Source organism: Moorena sp. SIO4A1 (assembly GCF_010672065.1).
Lineage (GTDB): Bacteria > Cyanobacteriota > Cyanobacteriia > Cyanobacteriales > Coleofasciculaceae > Moorena.
Window position 1 is genome coordinate 24296 of record NZ_JAAHHX010000044.1, and the last position, 21899, is coordinate 46194.

Here is a 21899-nt window from a genome sequence, read left to right on the forward strand (position 1 = left end):
ATTCTTAATTCTCAATTCTACATTCTTAATTATCCCACTATCCAATCCCTGACGATTGCAACGCCATGTCCATCAAAATCTGATGAGCCGATTCTTCTTTAACCCCTTGAGCTGGCTGTCGTTGGATATAGGTGCCATCAGGCTGTAAATCCCAAGCTTGCCGGTTATCTGCTAACATAATTGCCAGGATTTCTTCCAAATCTTTGGTAATCTCTGGGTCTTCCACTGGTGTCACTGCTTCTACCCGTCGATCCAAATTACGACGCATCCAGTCCGCACTGCCAATATAGACTTCCTCTTGACCCTGATTTTGGAAGTAAAAAATCCGTGAGTGTTCTAAAAAACGACCCACGACACTCACCACACGGATATTTTCACTGACTCCTTTAAGACCAGGACGCAGACCACAAATTCCCCGCACAATCAAGTCAATTTTTACACCAGCTTGTGAGGCGTTGTAGAGGGCGGTAATAATCTTGGGGTCTAGTAGGGAATTCATTTTGGCCACAATACGACCTGTTTCTCCGTTGCGGCAATGTTCAATCTCCCGCTGAATCATTTCGATCATGCGATCGCGTAAAGTAAATGGTGCGACCAACAACTTTCGATAAGACTTTTGCCGTGAGTAACCGGTCAAAGAATTAAACAAATCTGTCAAATCTGCTCCTAAATCATCACGACAACTCAATAGTCCTAAATCAGTATATAGTTTGGCAGTCTTAGAATTATAATTCCCCGTCCCAATGTGAACATACCGACGAATTGTATCTCCCTCCCGACGCACCACCAGCACAATTTTGGTGTGAGTTTTTAAACCCACCAAACCATAGACCACATGGACTCCAGCCTGTTCTAACTTCCGTGCCCAGACGATATTATTTTCTTCATCAAAACGAGCCTTTAGTTCTATGAGCACCGACACTTGGTCACCATTTTCTGCTGCTCTAATCAAGGCATCGATAATGGGTGAGTCACCAGATGTGCGATATAAGGTCATTTTGATGGCTAAGACATCTGGATCTTGAGCGGCCTGGGTAATGAAGCGTTCTACCGTTGCGCCAAAGGAATGATAAGGATGGTGTACCAGCAAATCCCTACTGCGAATCACGCTGAAAATATCTTCCACATTCTCTTCCCCTATAGGGAAGCGCAGGCGTCGGGGCACCACTGGTTCCCACACAGGGTCTTTCAATTCTGGCCGTGGCAATGCCATCAACGACATCAAGTCACCCAGTGCCAACAGACCTTCAAATTCATACACATCGGTTTCTTCAAGTTCCAGCTCTCGCATCAGCGTGTGCCTGACTAACTTGGAGGTAGTCACAGGAATTTCCATGCGCACGGCAGAACGTCCAAACCGTCGTTTCCGTAGTTCCTCTTCAATCGCTATCAGCAGGTCATCTGCTTCGTACTCCTCTACTGTCAAATCAGCATTGCGGGTAATGCGGAAGGGATGACACTCCTGAATCTTCATCCCTGGAAACAGAGACTCCAAATTATGGGCAATGATTTGTTCGAGAGGAACACCAGTCCAACTAGTCGTTTTTCCATTCTGTTGTTGCTGCAATTTTTCCGGGAGGGGAACAAAGCGCTTTAAGACTCTAGGAACTTTCACCCGAGCAAACAATTCTGCTCCCGTTTCCGGGTCTTTGACCACTACCGCCAGATTCAGACTGAGATTGGACATGTAAGGAAAGGGATGGCTGGGGTCCACAGCCAGGGGAGTCAGAACTGGAAAAATTTGCTCGGAATAGTAGTTTTCCAGGTAATTCCGCTGTTTCTGGTTCAAGTCCACATAGTCCAGAATGTAAATCCCTGCTTTGGCTAGCAGCGGTCGCAGTTCCTGTTCAAAGTGTTGATGCTGTTGAGTTACCATCGGTAACAAGCGCACTCTGATGGCATCGAGTTGTTCACTGGGTGTCCGACCATCAGGTGTCCGTTTACTAACTTGTGCTAGCACCTGTTGTTTCAAACCAGCCACCCGCACCATAAAGAATTCATCGAGGTTGGAGCTAAAGATGGCCATGAACTTCAGACGCTCTAACAGAGGTGTTCGGGGGTCCGTTGCTTCATGTAATACTCGGTTATTGAACTCCAACCAGCTCAGTTCTCGATTGAAGTAATAGTCAGTGTCACTCAGATTAACCTCAACTGTGGTTTGTTCTGTGGTCTGTTCTGTGGTCTGTTCAAATTCAGGCGTATTCTTTTGAAGCTCAACTGTGGTCTGTTCAAATTCAGACTTATTCTTTTTAGCTTTACCCATGATCCTCAGAGTTAACCCACTCGATCAGGTTGTTTTGTCGCAACGAGAGAATGGTCTTCCAGATTCTACCGTTAAGCGAACCTCAAGGATTGAACACTTCGTCTTCTATACCTACCCACCACTGACCTAAATTCATCAAATCCTGGTGAATATCTTCTAGTTCTCTGATATAAGCTTCCGATGATAGGGTGGCGCGCCGCTCCTGAAGCTTCTTCAGACGCAGTTGCACGAGTAACCAGGGTTTGGAGATGCCGTCAGTAGCTTCTATATATTGCGCTAACTCTTTACTATTCATGAATCTAAGTTGAAGTTTGTCTAATTTTTTAATTAAGGTAACACGTAATGTTAATAACTGTAAACTTATTTTTAGCTAGGATAGTTATCTGGTATAATAAACTGCTTTTACAACTCAGTGAAGTCAGTGCGATGCTCCAAAAGAGCCCCTACGGGAAAGCAAAACCCTCGCCCTAGATTCAATAGGACGATATTAACTAGCGCTAGTATAAAAATCCGATTGGATCAACTCAGCCACAGTCAAGTTTCTTATCCCGACGGTGCGCGTTCAGGCTTCGCTTTGAAAAAGCGTGGGGTCGCACCGCTCCCGACTCCCGATTCCCAACTCCCGATTCCCTATCTTAAGATCTACTATCCCTAAAACCTTACCCCGGCGGAGGAGGCGGTCGCCATCACTGGGTTAGCATCAACTTCATAATCCAGGCTAGTAATAATATGTTCTGCTGGAATACCTGCGGCAATAAGTGAAGAAGATAACCCTTCCTCAAAGTTATCTTCTTCAATAATGACTTGGCTATCGACCAAGCGAGCGTGAAACAGAATCGAGTCAATCCACCGTTGCTTATCCCAGGCAGTGGCCAGAACCAAGAAGTGACCGGAATCAGTATCGCAGACAGGATAAATCCGAATCGCTTGTAAGCGAGGTTGGGCGCGAGTTTCCTCTTGCAGCGTTTTTTTCAAAATATCTGCATAGCTTAATGATTGCTCCATTGAACAATAGCCTCCCGCTCTGGGTCGTACACTAACAAGTTAATTTTATTTCTCTCGACGGCTAGCTGAAAAATAGTTTTTTGGAAGTGTTTACTATAAATTTCTTGACTGATAGCGAGAAACAACTGCCGTTCTGGTTCTTGCATCTCCAAAGCCCATTGGTAAAGCTGAAGCTGTCCCATGGTTTTTTACAGTTCATTAATGACTGAAGGGGACTCGAAGCCTTTAATTTCCACTGCAATTTTACGTCCTTCTTTTTCAGCTGCGAAAAACTTTTCGGCTCCTAAATCAGCTTTCAAGAGCGTTTGTCCTAACACTAATATGAACGGGTCATCAGTAATCGTCCACCCGTCTTTTTCGAGAGTGCGGCGCAGGGAAAAATGTAACTCATCACGTCTAGACATTAGTTATGAAAGCTTCTTCGGTTTATCCCCGATTATCATGGCGCTGGACTGCTACCACACTTATACTCTGAGCTACTTTCGTAAATTTTAGCATAGTTGAAAGTTGAAAACAGTTGCAACTCCACCCACAGCAGATCACAGAGTCAAGTGGCCTATGAGGAGAGTTTCCTGGTGCGATGCTCCTTTAGAGCCGCTACGCGATCGCAAAACTATATAAGGGAGTAGCAAAAAAATAAAATACCAGTTTTGAGCTTGTAGGGTGGGCAAAAACAGTTTGGTTGAAATGAGTCTTCTAGATAATATTACTTTGCCCACCCTACTTGAATTGGTATTTTTTTTACACGCAAGTCCCTAAGATCTCCCCATCTCCCCATTCCCCTCCTGGGAGGGGTTAGGGGTGGGTCCCCATCTCCCCATCTCCCCATCTCCCCACACTTCCCTCTCTTTCCCGACTCCCGACTCCCGATTCCCGATTCCCGATTCCATATCTTCAGATCTACTATCCATTTAGAACACAACTTGCTATAACTTACTATGGGTAGGGGGGGGATGGAATAGATTGGGCTAACTAAGTTAGTTAACTAACTTAGTCTAGTCGGTTGTCAAAAACCCTAATTAGCCATTGGCTATCCTGGGGCTATTCCTCCCTTACCGATATTTACCATGTGCTCTGACCACAAGCGAACTCTAAAAAATATGTTGAAAAAAGTTATTGCCCAGCTCAAAGACTGGTTCCCTGCTCCAGAAGTCCATGCCCACTGCGACGGACCTTGCGGGGTGTATGACCCAGCTGCTGCACGTATCACCGCTGAGGCAGTACTCTCCATGACCAAGAAGATCCTTGATCTTGAGCCACCTGCGAGTAATGATCAACCAGCATTAGCTGCTTACAACAATACCCTATCCCGGTTCATTGCTATTAAGGAAGAGCAGGCTCAGAAGACCAAAGAGGAAATACTGATCCTGTGGACAGACTATTTCAAGCCAGTACACTTGGAGCAGTTCCCAGACCTACACGATACCTTCTGGAAAGCCGCAAAGTTATGCTCTGCCTGCAAGGTGGAAGTTAGCCTTGAGCACGCCAATGAGCTACTTGATGCAGTAGAGAATATCCACAAGATTTTCTGGGCAACCAAGAATCGCGATATTGTCTGGTATAAAGCTAGCTAAACCTCAGAATGTAGAATGTAGAATTAAGAATGTAGAATTTAGAATGTAGAAGGCAGAATGTAGAAGGCAGAATGTAGAAGGCAGAATGTAGAAGGCAGAATGTAGAAGGCAGAATGTAGAAGGCAGAAAGCAGAATGTAAAATTCTTAATTCTTAATTCTTAATTCTTAATTCTTAATTCTTAATTCTTAATTCTTAATTCTTAATTCTTAATTCTTAATTATTAATTCTTAATTCTTAATTCTTAATTCTACATTCTTAATTCAAATGCTTTTTACCAAAAACAGTATTCCTGAGCTAGCACTGTTGATATTGCGAAAACGGTTGCGCTTCCGAGTTACAGGAGTATCCATGACTCCCCTGCTCAAACCAGGAGAGGAAATCTTAATTGATCCGAGAGCTTATCGGCACATTCCGCCCAAAGTTGGTGACATTGTTGTTGCTAGACACCCTTACCAAAACCACTTGCGATTGGTGAAACGGGTAACTTTGGTGCTCGAAGATGGACGTTGTTTCCTGAAAGGAGACAACCGATTAGAAAGTACCGATAGCCGCTCTTTTGGTTTAGTGGATTCTCAACAAATTATTGGTAAAGTAACCAGTCGTTTTTTTTAGTCATTTTCTTTAACATCCCAAAGCTATCCCTTGGAATGCCTTTTTGGTTTTACCCACGCCACTCGCCCAAGAATTAGCAAGCCAATCGCTGAAGCAGAACCAACGAACAGATGAAGCGCCTGCTGTCCGGTAACAATCAGGGCAATACCAAAACCAACAGTGATCACATTTGAGAATAATGGGAATAGAAAAACTCGCCAGTCCCTCATAACTACGTACCAGTTATAGACAAAAATTATCGAAGGAACTAATTGCACCAACTGCATTAATTCTTTGCCCTCTTGAACACCATAAAGTAGGGGAACAGCAACCGTGCTGGCAACTAAGATCAAATCCAGAAAGCGGGATTTTTTCAGTCCTAGGGCAATCAAGCACATGCCAGCAGTAATGAAGGTATAGAATAGCCGATTGAGATCAGAAATTTGGCTGACATAAACCCAGTCATCCCCGATGTGTTCAGCAATTTCGTAGGAGTTAGCGATCGCAAAACAAGCGTAGCCACAGTAGATCAGTGGTAGCGATCGCACCTTGACTACAGAAGTATAGAATTGACTCCAATAAGAAAAAATCCAGATGTTAACCGCAGCAACCAGATAGACCGATAGATGGGCGGCAATTATTGCCAATTTCAATAGCGTGGGCATTGATTAGAGTAGTGTGATATCGTCTCTAGGAGCATATCTATCATAGTAATAATTCAGCTATCAGCAGTCAGCTATCAGCTAATGCGCTAGGGCGTGTTTTCAAAGTTTTCCGCAAGATTATGATCCCCCCCAGCCCCCCTTAAAAAAGGGGGGAGCCATACTCGCTCGTCCCCCTTTTTTAAGGGGGATAATGGGGGATCTCCGAGGCAAGAAAACACGCCCTAGGCTCACGCTACTGAAGGTGTTTATGGGAGTAAAGTCCCAGCGCTGGTGGTGTGAATAATTCGATAGTAGAGTTCTAAAACTTCACTGACGGTGAGATAACGCATTAAGCCAGTCGGCGATAAAGTTCAGCATTTTTATGCAAAACGTATGCTGTAGCATCATTAAAAGATAGTTCTGACTGAGTTAAATATTGCTCAACACTCATCAACACTAACTCTTCTATAGAAACATTTAGGTTAGCTGCAATGTCTTGGAGTTGTTGCAAACGCTCATCCGGTATCGTAATCTGGATAGAACTCATAGCCATTAAAGCTTGATCGGGTATGGCAATTATAGCATTTATGGAGAGGTGGGCAACTAAACATCAGCAATAGTAGACAGTCGATGAGCAATCACTAAGCTAGTGCGTCCTTTAAAAAGCTGTTTAATAGACTCATAAAAAAAACGGGACGCTAATCCCGTAAAACCGATGGAGTCAAGCAACAATATCACACTATGATGATTAAAATGGTAATTTTGGTATTCTAATACCCCCTGGAAGTGTTGTTGGTATTGGGGGCTTTGGTTTTATACCAGGAATATCAATACCAATATCACGTAAAAGGTTAGCAACTTCAGATAGTCTTGCAGCGGCGCGAGCAAAATCACTATATCCAGAAAAAGCTACATCAAATATACAACCTTCCATAAGCTCTGGTTCTACTTTTCTATCTGTACAGATTTTCCTAGCATCTCTCAATTCAGTGGAAGAAAGTTGCTCAAGAGAAAGATACTCATCAGGAAAGTTATTCAAGGTAAAGGTTTGAGTAGATTGACCAGAAGCGTAGTCGAATAAGGACTCTTCTTGACTGATACGCCAATCATTACCATAGTCTTTGGTCAATTGTTCAAGGTAACGGTTAAGGGCTGGTTTTAAAGGAAGGCGCACTGGAGATACACGGGTAAGCAGATTTTCTACATCACCATAAGTATCACGAGATGGCAAAGTTTCTCCGTTCCTAAACCGAAGGTCATCATTAGGATCACCGTTGACATTTCCTAGTAAGCCAGATATCTGATTAGCTTGGGACTCAAAGACGTAGACAGTGATATTGATAAATGGGGTACTTGCACCTTTGTTAATTTGAGCAATTAATTCTTCTCCTGTTGGCCATTCAAATACATAGTTATTTCCCCGATGATAAATTTTTCCGCCATCACTTAAGGTCAGTTCTTTCTCAATTGTTGTAGGAACACCGTTAACCCATAACCGTGTATTAGTATTAGTATCAGGAAGCTCATCAGCGTAAAGACCAACACGATTATTACCTATTTTCATAGCGATGGCAGAATCAACTGCAACAGAGTTGTTGAGAGGAGACTGTCTAACCTGTACTTCAAAAAGATTATCATTAGATTTTGCTAGAATAAATTCTCCTACTAACTGAAAACTATATCTATAACCATCAAACGTAAATAGATGAGGATCACCAAAATTTCTGCCTCTCTTTTTGTTTCCAGTTCTTTCTACTGGCTTACTAATCTGACAATATTTTTGTTTGGCATCTTCTTCATACTTTGAATGATCATTTAGTATAACTGTACGTGTAGTATCAACATAAATATCTCGAGCTTCATTCCAGGCTTCGTTTCTAAGGATTATAACATCTTCAAGCTGTGCTCCACTTGTATTGGATAAAAAATCAAGTAGATTAATTAATCCGTTGTAGTCTAGCTCTTCTTTAACCTTGTCGAATGCTTTTTTAAGGGTATCTTCTGTTTTTTTGAAATCTTCTGATAAATCATCCCATAGCTTGTTATCTAGACTATTTTCGTCAATCATTTTAAATGATGTATATAATGCTCTTGGAAGATCATATTTTATATGAGCGTCAATGCCAGTCTTAAGAACATCCTCATCATCCCATGCAAAATCTATTGTACCTTTCGTTTCTCTATCAGCAGTTTTAAAATGATATTTCCAGTGTGGCTCAACTAATTGTTTTCGATTATAGTCCCAATTATCTCTATTTAATTTATAATCATAAAAAAATAAATTCATTTGCTCCATTTTTTCTTTGGGATGCTTATAGGTTCCATTTTTTAATGCCAATAATTCTTCAGTTGTCACATGATAGTAGGCTAGAGGAAAAAGATTGATATAATCACTATTGTCATCTCTGAATTTTTGTGCATAATCCTTTAATTTATCTCTTATACCTAGTAATTGTTTGTATAAACAAATAAGTTCTTTGTGTTCTGGAGAGTTTCTTTCAACTCCTGCAGTTTCCAGCATCTTACGAATATCAAATAATTGATTTTCATACGCAACAGGTTTTTCTTGTGTCAAGCCTAATTTGATTTTAAAAACAGGAATACTAATAAAAATCGAGTCATGGATAACTAACAAAAAAGTCAACAAGGCAATACAAATCACCCTAATAATATTTTTGGTGTTCATGAACTTTACTTTTAATAAATGGTAGACACTTGACTAACTCTAGAGCACACGCATTCTGTGGGCTCTGGATAATAATTGCCAAAAAAGACTCCTGATCCGCTTCAATTCACTCAAAATCGACCTTCCAGTTTTGCTCATACAGAAGGATAAGATTTTGATAATTCCAAATTATAGAAACTCAGACAGGGGTAGTTGATCTGAGTTATAGACGCCTTACTCAGATAACTTTGCGAAATAGTTCCGCAAAGTTACTTATAGTATGAGTTTCAAATCAGGTAGGGATTTTAGAAATAAGATGCACTGAACCTGAAGATCTATTTTATATGGAAACTCACGAAAACCTCACTAATTTATAAAATTAGTTTTATTTTTTTGCTCCCTTTATAGTACCAGAGTAAAAGCATCTTGTCAACAAATTGGGCGTTTAAGAATCGAATAATTTTAAGAGTCTTGTGACATCGGCATCAGGGGTGGAACGGGCATCTTGCCCGTTTCCTGCCACAACCTCCAACTATTCCCTATTCCCGGTCATCCCTAGATTCTTCACCCATAGAATCATTGCCAATATCAAAGCCAACATCAAACACAATCACAAATTCAGCATCCGGCATCAACCGTTTCAGAGCCTTTAAATCCCCTTTGACCAAAGGTCACGCTACGCGAACGGCGTTAGACCGATTGCGGAAGCGAGCAACAACCACCCGTTGCATTTGCGGCAATAGGCGAACAATAGCCCACGGGTGTAGGCGTTGGTAATAAGTCATAATGAATCTTGTCTCCTTTGATGGGGGATCTAGAGCCAGCCTCTGGACCGTGGAGAATCTGTCGGCTGGCTCTTGTCATGGAACGTTTTAGCGTTCATGGCATGGTTTTCTTATAGCATACAAACTTTTATATTATAACATATTTTAAAAACTTTTGTTACAAATTTTTGGCGTTGCTAAATTTTAAAATCAATAGGAGTAGAGTGGGCATCCTGCCCGCCGGAAAAAATTAGAAACAGGCAAGATGCCGAAAAAGATTAGAAGCAAGATGCCGAAAAAGATTAGAAGCAAGATGCCGAAAAAGATTAGAAACAGGCAAGATGCCTATTCCACAAAGCTCTTTAATTCATTCCATGATTAAGCAACGCCTTTAGGGAACAGGGAACAGAGAAAAAATCCTGTGTACCTGATTAGACTATAAACCGCTATAATAATTAAAAGTGTTGTGTCAATTATTGTGTACTTGGGATGCCAAGCTGACTAGCACGGATCATATAAAAAACTCTGTTTTATCAAGTTCCACTCTCGAATTAAGTGGGTTTCACTTGGCCTTAACTTACGCCCCTTTAACTCAGGGTGACTAGCATAGAATACCGCATCGATTAATGCTGTAATTGTCTCCCCGTAATCCTTCACCTCATAACCATAGTCTCCATGATCAGCATAACAGCTAGGTATTTCCATCCAAACAATCCTGTCTTTCAAAACCTCTTTAATAGCCAACCACTCTTTTTTGTACTGTGTTTGGTGAGACTTGATACTCTTGTCTGACATTTCTGGATTAGCCTGCCAAAAATAAAAGTTAGTAAACCGGTCTAGTACAGACTCGGGAACACACGCAAGTGCTTGACTATGGAAAACAACCGAGGCGGAAATAATTGATAAGCCTAGAGATTGAAATTTGAGCATTGTCCGAAATCGTTACACTTCTTTCTTTAGTCTTCCTTTCCTATAGGGTGTCTTCAGTACCTTTTGTGCATTAGTTCCAGTTAAAAAACTCGGAAAGCTTACTACACAAGGGATTCAGTCTGCCAAAGGAGGTTTCACCCACTCGCGCTTTGCATCAAGACAGGAAAATTATGGTATTCAACTAACAAAATTTAGGGAAGACAGAACAGGAAACTTCAGATCATGAAATAGTGCGATGCTCCTTGGCCTTGGCCTATTGGCCACGCTACGCGAATGGGCCACGCTACGCGAATGGAGCCGCTACGCGAACGCATTTTCCCCCTGCTGTTTTTAGTCACTCAAAAACTGTTGCACTGACACACTACTTGCGATCCGGCCTAAGTCTGAAACAAATCTAAGCCTGACTTAAAATAGTTTTAACCAACTCAATAGCAGCATCTGGACTTGTTGCCAGAAATACATTCTCCTGGGACAGACTACAGAAAAACTCTTGACTCTCTCGATGGTCACTCAACAAAACTACTTTTTTCCAACTTTTGAGAGCCAGAGCAATTTCCGAGGCTGTTCCTATGCCCATACCACAGGCAATCACCACATCACTAGAGAGTACATTAATCGTATTGCGAGCATTGCCCATATCCGTAACGATGGCAATATCCACGGCTTCAGACATGGCCCTAGTGTCCTTGGTGGGTAAGATACCAATCGTTAAGCCACCAACCATTTTGGCTCCCCGACTGGCCGCATCCATCACTCCCACATTTCTGCCACCGGTCAGCAGTACCCAGCCATTCTCAGCAATCAGTTGACCGAGACGATACGCACGATTAATGTCAGTAGCAGTGGCCTTGTCTCCAGGCCCCATTACCCCAACCACTATTTTTCTCATGGCTTATTTAACTCTCAGAGACTGTTAATAAAGTAACTCTTAAGATAGCTATCAGCGTGTCGCGTATCAGCTTACGGCGGTTTGCATAACTATCAAGTACACAGGATTTTCTCCTTCTTTCCTCTTCCGTTCGCGTAGCGTGGCCCACGGCCTCAGTCCCTGCTCCCTGCTCCGAAGCTCCCTGCTCCGAAGCTCCCTGCTCCCTAAAAACCCATAAATTTGTACCTAATTGAAGTGCAAACCGCTGTATGTGCTACAAATGGTGCTGCTTGAGGTGCTTTTCAATAAAATAAGCACCTCAAGCAGCATGAGCCTTAGGCTGACGGCTGACGGCTGACGGCTGAATGCTATAGTATGAAGCGTCTGTAAACCTTGTGTAAAACTTAGGTAAAGGTGTGCTTAATTGTCAATTAAATCACACAGACAATTGGAGTTATCTGCTAATAATTTTGTTTGCCAATAATTTCCTTAACAAAACTGAGTTATCAATAACTGATTAACCCATTTTTTAATAAAAATTAGCTATAATTCCTAGCGATATCTAATTTGTAGATTGAGAGGATAGCGTTTCCTAGTAAGGGTCAGATATAGTCAATTTTATTACCCCTCCCCATCTCCCCATCTCCCCATCTCCCCACACCTCCCACACCTCCCACACTTTCCTCTCTTTCCTCTCTTTCCCGACTCCCGACTCCCTACTCCCTACTCCCTACTCACTACTCCCTACTCCCAGATCAGCTGTTCTCTGTTGCCTTTGGAAATGTTCCATCGACTCAAACGATACTTTCTGATTAGTTCGCCATCCCCCAAACATCATCTGTTGCCCTCAATGGCAGAAGATACCCTGATCACTCCCCATCGACTCCATTATCCTCATTGGCATGGGACTAATGGTGATCTGCCCCCTGTTGCTTTAGTTAACTGGTTATCGACATCAGAAGCATCTAGAGAACAAAACAATAATCAAAATAATAATCAGCATTCGCGTAGCGGCTCTTTTGGAGCATCGCAACTAGGAACTATCCCCCTAGCAGGAGAACATAAAACAGCGGAATCATGTATTAATCACGGGGATTACCTGTGGGCAAAAGGTCAACTAAATGAAGCAGTGACCCAGTATCACAAAGCTATTGAACTAGACCCTAAATCGAGTTTGGGTTACCAACGTCTAGGAGCAACTTTAAAGCAACAAGGTCAATTTGAACAAGCCAGTGCCTATTATCGCAAAGCGATTGAATTGGCTGGACTAGAAACCGTCAAGTGGGATCGGTCACAATCAAGAGAACAATCTATAGATCAATGTGTTCCTAGCTCTGGTGAGGGCGATTGTAAACAATATCAGTCAGGAGGTCTTTTGGAAGCAGTCACGGTGTATCTACAACAGGCGCAGACTTACTTGAACCAAAGACAATGGCAACAGGCGATCGCTGCCTGTGAGCGCGCCATTAAAATTGCCCCAGATACGGCTCAGGCTTACAAGATTTGGGGAAATGCGCTACAGTTCATGGGTCAGACTACTGAAGCTATGGGTCACTATGGCCAAGCTTTGGAAATTGAGCCGGATTTTGCGGAAGTTTATGCTAATCTCGGTAGCTTGTGTGCTGGTAAGCAGGATTGGGAAGATGCGATCGCATATTATCAAAAGGCGATTAACCTAAAACCCGATTTGACTGGGGCTTATCGCAACTTAGCTAAAGTATGGACTGAGGTGGGAAACCAACAGGAAGTGCTTAAATGCTGTTATCATCAGCTGATGCTAGAGTTGGATAAATCTAAACCAGAGGACTACCTTAATCTAGGCAATCAGTTATTTAAGGAAGGTCTGGTAACAGAAGCGATCGCTTGTTACCGCCAGGTAATTGAGCGGAATCCCCAGTCGGTGGTAGCTTACCAAAACCTGGCAGAAGCATTGAATCGCCAGGGGAAATGGCAAGAGGCCAATGCTTGCTATCGTAAATTACTGCAATTTTATCGAACCGGTTCTCAGTTACCAGCTTCTCAGTTAACAGCTTCTGAGTTACCAGCTGATCAGATAAATGGTCAGTTAACTAGTCAGATCAATGGTCACACCCACAATCAAGCTAACGCCTCTGATGCCCTGAAACAGGCTATTGTTCCTGAATTGGTAGACAACCAGAAGCAGCAGCAGGTGTCAATTACTCCCCCTAAACGTTACAGAGGAGGGACGATAAAAGCGTCAACTGTTGCCATCGTGCCTAGCCCATCTCAAATTACCGTTAATCCCACCAATCCAACCGTAAAGCCTATCCCTACTGCTCCAGAACGATTAGACCGAGAGCAATTAAAGCCAGAGCAATTAAAGCCAGAGCAATTAGACCGAGACCAATTGGACAGAATTCGCGATCGCACACCACGACTCTGCGGCGGCAATCATCTCCCCCAACTTCCTAACTCTAGAGCTTCTCAGTCTAATCTAGACCTAGATCAAGAGCTTGAGTCGTTTATCAAGGCAGCTCAACAAAATCCAGATTCAGCTAAAGTCCAGGCAAATTTAGGTAGTGCTTATGCTCAGCGGCAGCAGTGGCAAGATGCGATCGCATGTTATCAAAAAGCGATCGCAATTAATCCCAGCTTTGCTGGAGCTTACCGTAACTTAGCAAAAGTTCTAACTCAAACCAATCAACCAGAAGCAGCAGCGGATTATTGGTATCAAGCTCTGACCTTAGAACCGAATACTGTATCGGCTGAAGAACACTTGAATCTCGGTAATACCTTAACCGCCCAAGGGAAATTAGCCCAAGGGATAGCCTGTTATCGTCAGGCAATTCAATTGAAACCTAATTTGTCTGAAGCTTACCATCGACTAGGGGATTTGCTAAAAAAGCAAGGACAAGAGCAAGAGCTGCTAAGCCTTTATCAGCAAGCAGTTCAAAACAATCCCCAAGATGCTAAAGCTTACTTCTATTTAGGAAACCTGTTCACAGACCAAGAAGCATGGGAGCAAGCTTACCCTTGTTATCTCAAAGCCACTCAACTGCAACCGAATCTTGGACAAGCCCATCATAATTTAGCAGATACCTTAGCTAAGCAGCAACGGTGGGAAGAAGCAGTAACAGCTTACCGTCGAGCCATTGAGATACAGCCAGAGTTTTCCTGGTCTTATAACAACATGGGCGATGCCTTGCTTAAGTTAGAACGGTGGCAAGACGCAGCAGATGTGTTCCGAAAAGCCATTGAACTCAAGCCAGATTTCCCCTGGTCTTATCAAAATTTAGGTGATGCTCTACAAGCCTTGGAGCAGTGGGATGAAGCAATTATTGCCTATCGTCATGGGATTGAGGTCAAATCCGATTGGCCTTGGTCTTATTACAACTTGGGACAAGCATTAGCAAAAACTGGACAGTGGCTGGATGCGATCGCAGCCTATCGTAACGCTATCGAACTTGACCCGAATTTTGCTAAGGCCTATAGTCATCTCGGTGAAGCCTTAGCAAGAGTTGGGGAGTGGGATGAAGCGATTATCTGTTACGAACAAGCCATTGATATTGACCCCAGTCTTCATGTTTCCGTATACCAGAATTTAGGAGAAGCCTTAGAACGAAACGGATATAGTAATTCAGAGCTTAATAATTCAGAGCTTAATAATTTAGAGCTTAATAATTTAGAACTTAGGACAAAAGACGATAAGTCTAAGTGGCTCTTTGAAGCAATCAATTCAAAGCTTAGGACAAAAGACGATAGCTCTCAGTGGCCCCACGTTTTCCTTCAACCCTTTCATCCCCCCCAAACTCTCCCTGATGGCAGCCCCTGGCCAAAGATATCGATTGTTACCCCTTCGCTGAATCAAGGTGAGTTTATCGAAGAAACTATATTATCAGTGATTCATCAGCACTATCCCAATGTCGAACACATCCTGATTGATGGGGGCTCTACTGATGAAACCATGACCATTGTTAATCAATATCGAGACCACCTTACCTATGTGGTTAGTGAACCGGATAGTGGCCAAAGTGAAGCCTTGAACAAAGGATTTGCGATCGCATCTGGGGAAATCTTGACTTGGCTTAATAGTGATGACCGATTAGCCCCAGGAGCCTTATATAGGATAGCGCTAGCGTTTTATACCAGTGGTGCTGATGTGGTCGCCGGTGTCTGTCAACTGTTTAAAGATGACGTAGCCCTAGAGCAACACTTGACATCCTGTGCTAATGGACTGATGTCCCTTGAAGAAATTTTAGATGTAGAAAGGAATTGGCTAACAGGGAAATTCTTCTATCAGCCAGAAGTCATGTTTACCCGCACCATTTGGGAAAAGTGTGGTGCCTCAGTAGATCAATCTCTCTTCTACAGTATGGATTACGAGTTGTGGGCGCGATTTGCTGCCAAGGGAGCCACCTTACAGGTAATAGGTTATCCCATAGCTCAATACCGTATCCATGAAAACCAAAAGACTAGCACTAAAGATAAGTATGAGCCGGAATTACTATCGGTATCAGAGGCACTGCGGACTAAATTCAATTGTCCTAAGTCTAAAGCGAAAGAAGAGCCTGGGCAACGCCACAGCCTGCGCATTGTGTGCTTCAACGATACCGGATTTCTAGGAGGGGCTGGGATTGCTCACCAACGCATTGCCAAATCCTTAGCCTTAGCAGGGCATCAAGTAATTCCCGTTGCTGGCACATTAGACTGGTCATTGACTCCCGTAGACTGCACAGGGTCAGAGGTTTATCAATTAATTGCTAGTCTCAATCCGGATTTAGTCGTAGTGGGCAATATCCATAATATGACCAATCCCTTGGACATTTTGGAAAGACTTACTAGTCATTTCCCCACTATCTTTGTGATGCACGACCAGTGGTTACTTACCGGACGCTGTGCTTATGTAGGGGATTGTGAAAATTATACCACCCTATGTGATCACGAATGTCCCACTAGCCATGAATACCCGAGCTTAGGATCAGAAAAAATAGCCGACGCTTTTCGTAAAAAACATCGGCTTTTAGGGAGCTATAAAACTTTGTTAGTGCTAGGGGATAGTCACTGGACCACTAATTGGGCTCGTTATGCCTTTGACTATCACCAGCCTCGACGGAATTTCCAAGAATGCGAAAGTAAATTTCAGAGCATTTACTATGGCATTGATTTAGATATATTTAGGCCCTTAGACCAGGCAGAATGTCGCCGCCAGTTGAATTTACCTCAGGATAAATTTATTATACTCACTGGTAGTCAATCTGTAAATGATCAGCGCAAAGGATTTAAGTATCTACTCAAAGCCCTAGACATTGCCAATCTCGATAATATCCTACTGGTTACTTTTGGTCATGGCTCTGCGATCGCAGAAAACCTTGATATTTGGAGTACAGGATATATCGAGGACCCCTCCTTATTAGGATATTACTACAGCGCTGCCGATATATTTATTGGGCCATCCCTTCAAGAAGCATTTGGTCAAACCTTTATAGAAGCAGCAGCCTGTGGCACACCTGCCATTGGCTATGGAGTAGGTGGTGTCAAAGAAGCCATCTTGAATCGAGTGTCAGGACGAGTAGTGACCCAAAAAACCCCAGAAGCCTTAGCTAAGGTCATCAAAGAATTATACTATGACCGGCACAAATTAGACCTGTTGGGGAAAACCGCAGCTATTTATATAGCCAACCACTTCTCCTTACAGTCGAGCTATCACAGTTTTATGGTGGCCTTAGACCAAAGCGGTTGGGTCGATAAGCTCCAAATTCCCAGGGCGAGTAAATTTTTAGTAGACTCTCCCGTAGGCTCTGCCAAACTTACTCAACCCCTAGCGATTAAAAGCGATATTGCCAAAAACAACAGTAGTATTATCTCTGGGGTTGGTATTCAAGGTTATACCCGTCAGGGTTTTGGAGCATTAGAGCAACCATTACCAGAAATTGGTCTTTTTCGTCCCAGCCAGTGGTTACTGTGGCCAGAGGGGGAGTTTGCCATCATTGCCAGTAATCCCAGGAAAGGTCAGCTAGTCATTGCCTGCCGTAACGTCTCCCAGGGTCAGTTTCTTGAAGTTTGGCAACAGGGTAAGTTACTATTGCGAGTAGCAGTGCATCACTGTGGGATCGATCAGGTTAATGTATTTACCCTACCGATTTCGTTACTTGAAGGCGTCAATTTATTTTCCCTGAAGACTGAGACCTATCATGTTGATCAGTCCAATCGACATTTAGCAGTACTGATTGAGGGAATTACCTTTACAGAGCAACTCGATTGGGAACCGTTACGGGAGGGTAGTCAGGAATCCTGATGGAAAAAATTCTATATACACGAGACAATCAGAAAGTCTATCTTGACGTACCTCCCCCTGGTGCTATTCCTAGTTTTTTCGTATTCGCGCTCCACAAATCAGGGAGTGTGATGCAGGACAAAATTATTGAAGATATCGGTTTTACCCTAAAAATACCACTGATTAGTGTTGCCAAAACTTCCTTTAATCAAGGGGTAGAAGAAAGTGCCTTTGGTAAGGATATATGTGACCTTTTTGTCAAAACTGGATATGGCTTTTACGGCTCTCGATATCTCCCTACCTATCTTAATGATTTCGATTTGAGTGGCTTTAAAAAGATATTACTAATCCGCGATCCTAGGGATATTGTAGTATCCCATTATTTTTCCATGAAGAACAGTCATGTTATTCCCCCAGGTAAGATAGGTGATACCCTTTCAAAAAATCGCCAGCGACTACAAGACATGGATATAGACCAGTATGCGATTGAACAAGCACCTATATTTCGCAAAATAATTCAAAGGTACAGCAAGATTGAATATCAGTTATTCAAACTGTTTAGGTATGAAGATATCGTTTTCCATAAGCGTCAGTGGGTTGGGGAGATTATCGATTTTTTGGAAGTAGAGCTTGAAGAGAATAAAATAGAGGAAATAGCTAAGAAGCACGATATTTTTCCAACTAAAGAAAATCCCGCCTCACACATCCGTAAAGTTACCCCAGGGGATTATAAGGAAAAGTTAAAACCCGCTACTATTGATAAGCTTAATGAATGTTTTAAACCTATCTTGATTAAGTATGGGTATGAGAATTAAGAATTAAGAATTAAGAAGGTAGAATTAAGAATGTAGAATGTAGAATGTAGAATGTAGAATGTAGAATGTAGAATGTAGAATGTAGAATGTAGAATGTAGAATTTAGAGGGAGCATTTAACCTTTGTAATTATGTATATAGATCCCCCCTAACCCCCCTTAAAAAGGGGGGAATTAGATTCAAAAGTCCCCCTTACTGGGGGAATTAGATTCAAAAGTCCCCCTTACTGGGGGAATTAGATTCAAAAGTCCCCCTTACTAAGGGGGATTTAGGGGGATCTGAATCAGGGATTAACAAAACTGACATGCTCCCGAATGTAGAATTCATAATTCTTAATTCATAATTCTTAATTCATAATTCTTAAATGTTAAGCATTATTTAAGGTTTTTCCCACTCCCTATCGGGTATATCTAACTGTCTTTATGCAAAGCGCCAGTGGGGGAAACCCCCTTTTGCCGCTGGCAAAAATTTCTGGGAAAGAAAATTATCACACTCCCCACCCATCACAAATTTCCTGTCTTTCCTCTTGACAAGTTTTTGTACTTTAGTCTAGTATATCGGAGGTTACTTGAGCTCCTAGTAGAAACAAGCTGGGGCAGTAACTTCTGTAGGGGTGCATAAAAAAAAATAGTTACGAGGGTGGTTAACCTTTCGGTTAATTACTTTTTAACCCAATCATTACGATAAGCACAGGAAATTAATTATGCAAAAACTACGCAATGCGCTATTGGCATTAGTTATTGCCATAGCTCTGACTTGGATGCCTTCCTTTACGGTAGCTTCTGCACAGGCTCAGGACGCTCCTGATCTTCATCCTGGACTCCAGTTTGCACTCGATCCCTACACATTGGACTTTGTCCAATTCCAAAGCGGTGAGATAGAGCCGGGCCACGAAGTTCATGTTTTTTATGACTCCCAAAGGTTACTTGAGCCTGCAAATCCATACGGTTGTACTGATTTTGAGAGTTTAAAGGTAACAGCCCACGCCGAATGTGGTTGGGGCAGCGGTTCTACTGAATCCGATCTTGAAGCCCTTGACTGCCTTGAATGCGGTGTCGACTGCGATGGAGTAGTCGATTTCGTAAAGGTTGGAGATTTTACTCCTGAGTGTGATTATCTCGAAATCTGGTTCAGTGGCAAGGACAGCACCGGCGGTCAGTGTATCGATAATAATTACGGCCAAAATTACACTTTTCCAGTGTATTGGTAATCATAAGTTGTTGAGTCTGGATAAAATTATCAGCAGTGAAGTAACCTAGGTTTCGCTCTGGAATTCTCCCCAAGGAAGCAACTGAAAAAGCAATGGAGCGCGGGCTGCATTGCTTTTTCAATAAGGTTGTTAAAGGTTGAATATTTTTTTAGGACTTACGCATTTGCCCCCTAAATCCCCCAATTCTGGGGGACTTTAACTCAATTTACCCCCAAAATTGGGGGGCTAGGGCGTGTTTTCAAAGTTTTCCGCAAGATTATGATCCCCCCCAGCCCCCCTTAAAAAAGGGGGGAGCCATAGTCAAAGTCCCCCTTTTTTAAGGGGGACCAACGGGGGATCTCCGAGGCAAGAAGACATACCCTAGGGGGGCGAAATCAAGTTAACCGCGTAAGTCCTATTTTTGTTACTCTCGATTCCCGATTCCCTACTCCCGATTCCCGATTCCCTACTCCCGATTCCCGATTCCCGATTCCCGATTCCCGATTCCCTACTCCCTACTCCCTTAGGATAAGCTCTAGCTTTGAATTTTTGCATCCATCCCTTCACTGTTGGTTGCTTAAAGATACTATCAATCACCTCTTTCATATCTTCAGAAACTGAACTAGACTGTTCCTCAATAGTATTACTTTGCCCAAAATAGCTACAAGTTGCTTCTGGCAACCACAGGGCTCGGCTTCCTCTCAAAAATACTAGATTTATTATTACTTCTACTATCGCAGCCTCTTGATTTAATTCCCTATTGAAGCCTCCTACTAGGTCTAAACGACTGCGACGAAACATAATATTACTTTGACGCAACGGTTGCCACAGTTTCTCTAACTTCCAGATGTGTAAGTCTTCTAAATCTGGTAACTCTTGCCATGGCGTCACCTGGGTTATTTTTTCTCCCTCAACCAGTTGCCACCCACTCAATAGTAAATCTAGGGTAGAGGATTCCCGGTCAAATGCTGCTACTTGTTTCTCTAGGGCATCTGGTAGTAAAACACTGTCACTATCGACAAAGGTGACAAATTCTCCTTGGGCCATCTCAAGAGCGCGTTCGCGTAGCGTGGCCGTAGGCCAATCGCACAACGCCCCCCATTTGCGTACGCATCCCCCTTTAATAACAATTCCCCCCTTACTAAGGTTCCTACTTCCTGTTCCCCCCTTATTAATCCCTGTTCCCCCCTTATTAAGGGGGGCTAGGGGGGATCCCTCCCTACTCCCTACTCCCTGCTCCCTGTTCCCTGCTACTCGCATCCCCCCCTTATTAAGGGGGGCTAGGGGGGATCCCTCCCTACTCCCTACTCCCTGCTCCCTATTCTCTGTTCCCTGATTACCAGCCCCATCCACCACAATAATTTCATAGTCGGAATAGTTTTGAGCCAGCACACTGTCCACTGCTCGCTCAACTATCGCGCTATTGTTGTGAACAATAATAATCACACTAACTCGTGGTGAATCGTGATCATGCCAGGGTTTTAGCTGCCAGGTGCTGTCCGCAATCGTGCCTTGTCCTTGCACATTGCCAATAGTTTTATTCTGTTGCGCTTCCTTACCCATATGGGCCTCATTTTTACCCCCGATCAGATGACCGTAACTATGATTTTGATGCACTGCCATCACCACTTCGCTGGCATCGACTATGGGATAACCCTTCTTAGCAGCAGTAGTGACCATCCAGGTATCCCAATATCCCCGTCCTACCGCAAACTTAGGAATAGTAGGAAATAAATTTTTAGGAAAGATAAAGTAATCCTTAGCATCATGAGCCCCTAAACAACCGCTTTGATAGACTTGTTGACACAGGCTTTCTTCCCAGGTGGGGGACTGAAATTCTATGGGCTTGGACAGGTCAAGATTCCAGCGTCGTCCAGTGATTAAAAATGTGTCTAGGTGTTGGCAGACCTGTTCAATGGCTTGGGTAAAATCCTTCAGTAAAAGAATATCAGCGTTGATGTAAGTGATGATATCGTGAATTGCTTGCTCCTGGACTTGGGCAAATACACTATCCAGTAGAGGAGTGCCATAGCTATTGCACTCGATATCAGGAACATGATTAACTCCTAAGTCCTGAGCAATAGCAGCTGTACCAATTTCATCACCAAATAAAATGATTTCTGGCTTGGGTTTGAGCAAAGTCCAGCTGGTAATAGCGTTGTGCTGGATGATACCAATGTTACCTAGAAAAGGCTTAGGTATGGTGAAAATGCTGATGCCTAGGGTTGATCGAATATCTGGCTTGATATACAACGGTTGCGCCATTTTGCTGATTGCTAATGGTTGATATTGATGGTATGGTTATAGAGTTTGTATATGAGTTGTAAACACACTTCTTGCCGAAAAAGCCATGCA

17 protein-coding genes and 2 pseudogenes are annotated in these 21899 nt (G+C 42.9%); 7 read left to right on the plus strand and 12 right to left on the minus strand.

The annotated features are described in order from the left end of the window. Positions 1–37 precede the first annotated feature (37 nt). Complete coding sequence (locus F6K53_RS24515; RefSeq protein ID WP_293082513.1) at positions 38–2263, minus strand: RNA degradosome polyphosphate kinase; 2226 nt, start codon at positions 2261–2263, stop codon at positions 38–40. A gap of 82 nt (positions 2264–2345) precedes the next feature. Next, entirely contained in the window at positions 2346–2558 is a 213-nt protein-coding gene (locus F6K53_RS24520; RefSeq protein WP_293064443.1) for a hypothetical protein, read from the minus strand. A gap of 219 nt (positions 2559–2777) precedes the next feature. Here F6K53_RS24520 and F6K53_RS24525 point away from each other — a divergent pair, with 219 nt between their 5' ends. Continuing rightward, positions 2778–2918 carry a hypothetical protein gene (locus tag F6K53_RS24525; RefSeq protein WP_293064441.1) on the plus strand — a complete coding sequence of 47 codons (141 nt, stop codon included), beginning with the start codon at positions 2778–2780 and terminating at the stop codon, positions 2916–2918. On the opposite strand, the gene F6K53_RS24530 is transcribed toward F6K53_RS24525, so the two are convergent. The 3 genes and pseudogenes from F6K53_RS24530 to F6K53_RS24540 form a co-directional block, all read right to left on the minus strand. Beyond that, positions 2915–3268 carry an element excision factor XisI family protein gene (locus F6K53_RS24530; RefSeq protein WP_293064439.1) on the minus strand — a complete coding sequence of 118 codons (354 nt, stop codon included), beginning with the start codon at positions 3266–3268 and terminating at the stop codon, positions 2915–2917. The two genes, F6K53_RS24525 and F6K53_RS24530, sit on opposite strands and share 4 nt — an antisense overlap. Further along, positions 3253–3672, minus strand: a pseudogene (locus F6K53_RS24535) (XisH family protein). The gene F6K53_RS24530 and the pseudogene F6K53_RS24535 overlap by 16 nt, the downstream one beginning before the upstream one ends. A 351-nt stretch (positions 3673–4023) precedes the next feature. Beyond that, on the minus strand, positions 4024–4179 hold the full coding sequence (locus tag F6K53_RS24540) for a hypothetical protein (protein ID WP_293064437.1): 156 nt from the start codon (positions 4177–4179) through the stop codon (positions 4024–4026). 189 nt (positions 4180–4368) lie between these two features. On the opposite strand from F6K53_RS24540, the gene sodN reads away from it, so the two are divergent. Continuing rightward, positions 4369–4842, plus strand: a complete 474-nt coding sequence (gene sodN, locus F6K53_RS24545; RefSeq protein ID WP_075903032.1) for a superoxide dismutase, Ni — start codon at positions 4369–4371, stop codon at positions 4840–4842. Positions 4843–5108: 266 nt separating this feature from the next. Then, positions 5109–5456, plus strand: coding sequence for a nickel-type superoxide dismutase maturation protease (gene sodX, locus F6K53_RS24550; RefSeq protein ID WP_075903030.1), 348 nt, complete (start codon positions 5109–5111; stop codon positions 5454–5456). 23 nt (positions 5457–5479) lie between these two features. Here the strand turns inward: sodX and F6K53_RS24555 are convergent, their stop codons facing one another. The 5 genes and pseudogenes from F6K53_RS24555 to F6K53_RS24575 form a co-directional block, all read right to left on the minus strand. After that, on the minus strand, positions 5480–6100 hold the full coding sequence (locus tag F6K53_RS24555) for a hypothetical protein (protein ID WP_293020506.1): 621 nt from the start codon (positions 6098–6100) through the stop codon (positions 5480–5482). 328 nt (positions 6101–6428) lie between these two features. Continuing rightward, positions 6429–6626 (minus strand): DNA-binding protein, encoded by a 198-nt coding sequence (locus tag F6K53_RS24560; RefSeq protein ID WP_075906455.1) that lies wholly within the window; start codon positions 6624–6626, stop codon positions 6429–6431. A 201-nt stretch (positions 6627–6827) separates the two neighbouring features. Further along, positions 6828–8765 carry a DUF5995 family protein gene (locus F6K53_RS24565; protein WP_293064431.1) on the minus strand — a complete coding sequence of 646 codons (1938 nt, stop codon included), beginning with the start codon at positions 8763–8765 and terminating at the stop codon, positions 6828–6830. A 518-nt stretch (positions 8766–9283) separates the two neighbouring features. Beyond that, positions 9284–9529, minus strand: a pseudogene (locus tag F6K53_RS24570) (hypothetical protein). A gap of 480 nt (positions 9530–10009) precedes the next feature. Further along, positions 10010–10438, minus strand: coding sequence for a hypothetical protein (locus F6K53_RS24575; protein ID WP_293064429.1), 429 nt, complete (start codon positions 10436–10438; stop codon positions 10010–10012). Between the two features lie 230 nt (positions 10439–10668). Between F6K53_RS24575 and F6K53_RS24580 the strand changes: the two genes are divergently transcribed. Beyond that, on the plus strand, positions 10669–10836 hold the full coding sequence (locus F6K53_RS24580; RefSeq protein ID WP_293020520.1) for a hypothetical protein: 168 nt from the start codon (positions 10669–10671) through the stop codon (positions 10834–10836). Here F6K53_RS24580 and F6K53_RS24585 read toward each other — a convergent pair. After that, positions 10833–11327 carry a TIGR00725 family protein gene (locus tag F6K53_RS24585; protein WP_075903022.1) on the minus strand — a complete coding sequence of 165 codons (495 nt, stop codon included), beginning with the start codon at positions 11325–11327 and terminating at the stop codon, positions 10833–10835. The two genes, F6K53_RS24580 and F6K53_RS24585, sit on opposite strands and share 4 nt — an antisense overlap. A gap of 748 nt (positions 11328–12075) precedes the next feature. Between F6K53_RS24585 and F6K53_RS24590 the strand changes: the two genes are divergently transcribed. The 3 genes from F6K53_RS24590 (at position 12076) to F6K53_RS24600 (ending at position 19565) form a co-directional block, all read left to right on the plus strand. Then, positions 12076–17562: a tetratricopeptide repeat protein gene (locus F6K53_RS24590; RefSeq protein ID WP_293082516.1), complete on the plus strand. Its 5487-nt coding sequence runs from the start codon at positions 12076–12078 to the stop codon at positions 17560–17562. Further along, positions 17562–18356, plus strand: coding sequence for a sulfotransferase domain-containing protein (locus F6K53_RS24595; RefSeq protein ID WP_293071179.1), 795 nt, complete (start codon positions 17562–17564; stop codon positions 18354–18356). The genes F6K53_RS24590 and F6K53_RS24595 overlap by 1 nt, the downstream gene beginning before the upstream one ends. Before the next feature lie 702 nt (positions 18357–19058). Then, entirely contained in the window at positions 19059–19565 is a 507-nt protein-coding gene (locus F6K53_RS24600) for a DUF6209 family protein (RefSeq protein WP_293071181.1), read from the plus strand. A gap of 360 nt (positions 19566–19925) precedes the next feature. On the opposite strand, the gene F6K53_RS24605 is transcribed toward F6K53_RS24600, so the two are convergent. After that, a complete protein-coding gene (locus F6K53_RS24605; RefSeq protein ID WP_293071183.1) occupies positions 19926–21809 on the minus strand; it encodes a glycosyltransferase family 2 protein in 1884 nt (627 codons plus the stop codon). Positions 21810–21899 lie beyond the last annotated feature (90 nt).

Coding starts and splice junctions, on each gene's coding strand:
- F6K53_RS24585 (WP_075903022.1), bottom strand. CDS start 11,327: ATGAGAAAAATAGTGGTTGGGGTAATGGGGCCTGGAGACAAGGCCACT.
- sodX (WP_075903030.1), top strand. CDS start 5,109: ATGCTTTTTACCAAAAACAGTATTCCTGAGCTAGCACTGTTGATATTG.
- F6K53_RS24515 (WP_293082513.1), bottom strand. CDS start 2,263: ATGGGTAAAGCTAAAAAGAATAAGTCTGAATTTGAACAGACCACAGTT.
- F6K53_RS24595 (WP_293071179.1), top strand. CDS start 17,562: ATGGAAAAAATTCTATATACACGAGACAATCAGAAAGTCTATCTTGAC.
- F6K53_RS24605 (WP_293071183.1), bottom strand. CDS start 21,809: ATGGCGCAACCGTTGTATATCAAGCCAGATATTCGATCAACCCTAGGC.
- F6K53_RS24560 (WP_075906455.1), bottom strand. CDS start 6,626: ATGAGTTCTATCCAGATTACGATACCGGATGAGCGTTTGCAACAACTC.
- F6K53_RS24555 (WP_293020506.1), bottom strand. CDS start 6,100: ATGCCCACGCTATTGAAATTGGCAATAATTGCCGCCCATCTATCGGTC.
- F6K53_RS24530 (WP_293064439.1), bottom strand. CDS start 3,268: ATGGAGCAATCATTAAGCTATGCAGATATTTTGAAAAAAACGCTGCAA.
- F6K53_RS24575 (WP_293064429.1), bottom strand. CDS start 10,438: ATGCTCAAATTTCAATCTCTAGGCTTATCAATTATTTCCGCCTCGGTT.
- F6K53_RS24540 (WP_293064437.1), bottom strand. CDS start 4,179: ATGGATAGTAGATCTGAAGATATGGAATCGGGAATCGGGAATCGGGAG.
- F6K53_RS24600 (WP_293071181.1), top strand. CDS start 19,059: ATGCAAAAACTACGCAATGCGCTATTGGCATTAGTTATTGCCATAGCT.
- sodN (WP_075903032.1), top strand. CDS start 4,369: ATGTTGAAAAAAGTTATTGCCCAGCTCAAAGACTGGTTCCCTGCTCCA.
- F6K53_RS24565 (WP_293064431.1), bottom strand. CDS start 8,765: ATGAACACCAAAAATATTATTAGGGTGATTTGTATTGCCTTGTTGACT.
- F6K53_RS24520 (WP_293064443.1), bottom strand. CDS start 2,558: ATGAATAGTAAAGAGTTAGCGCAATATATAGAAGCTACTGACGGCATC.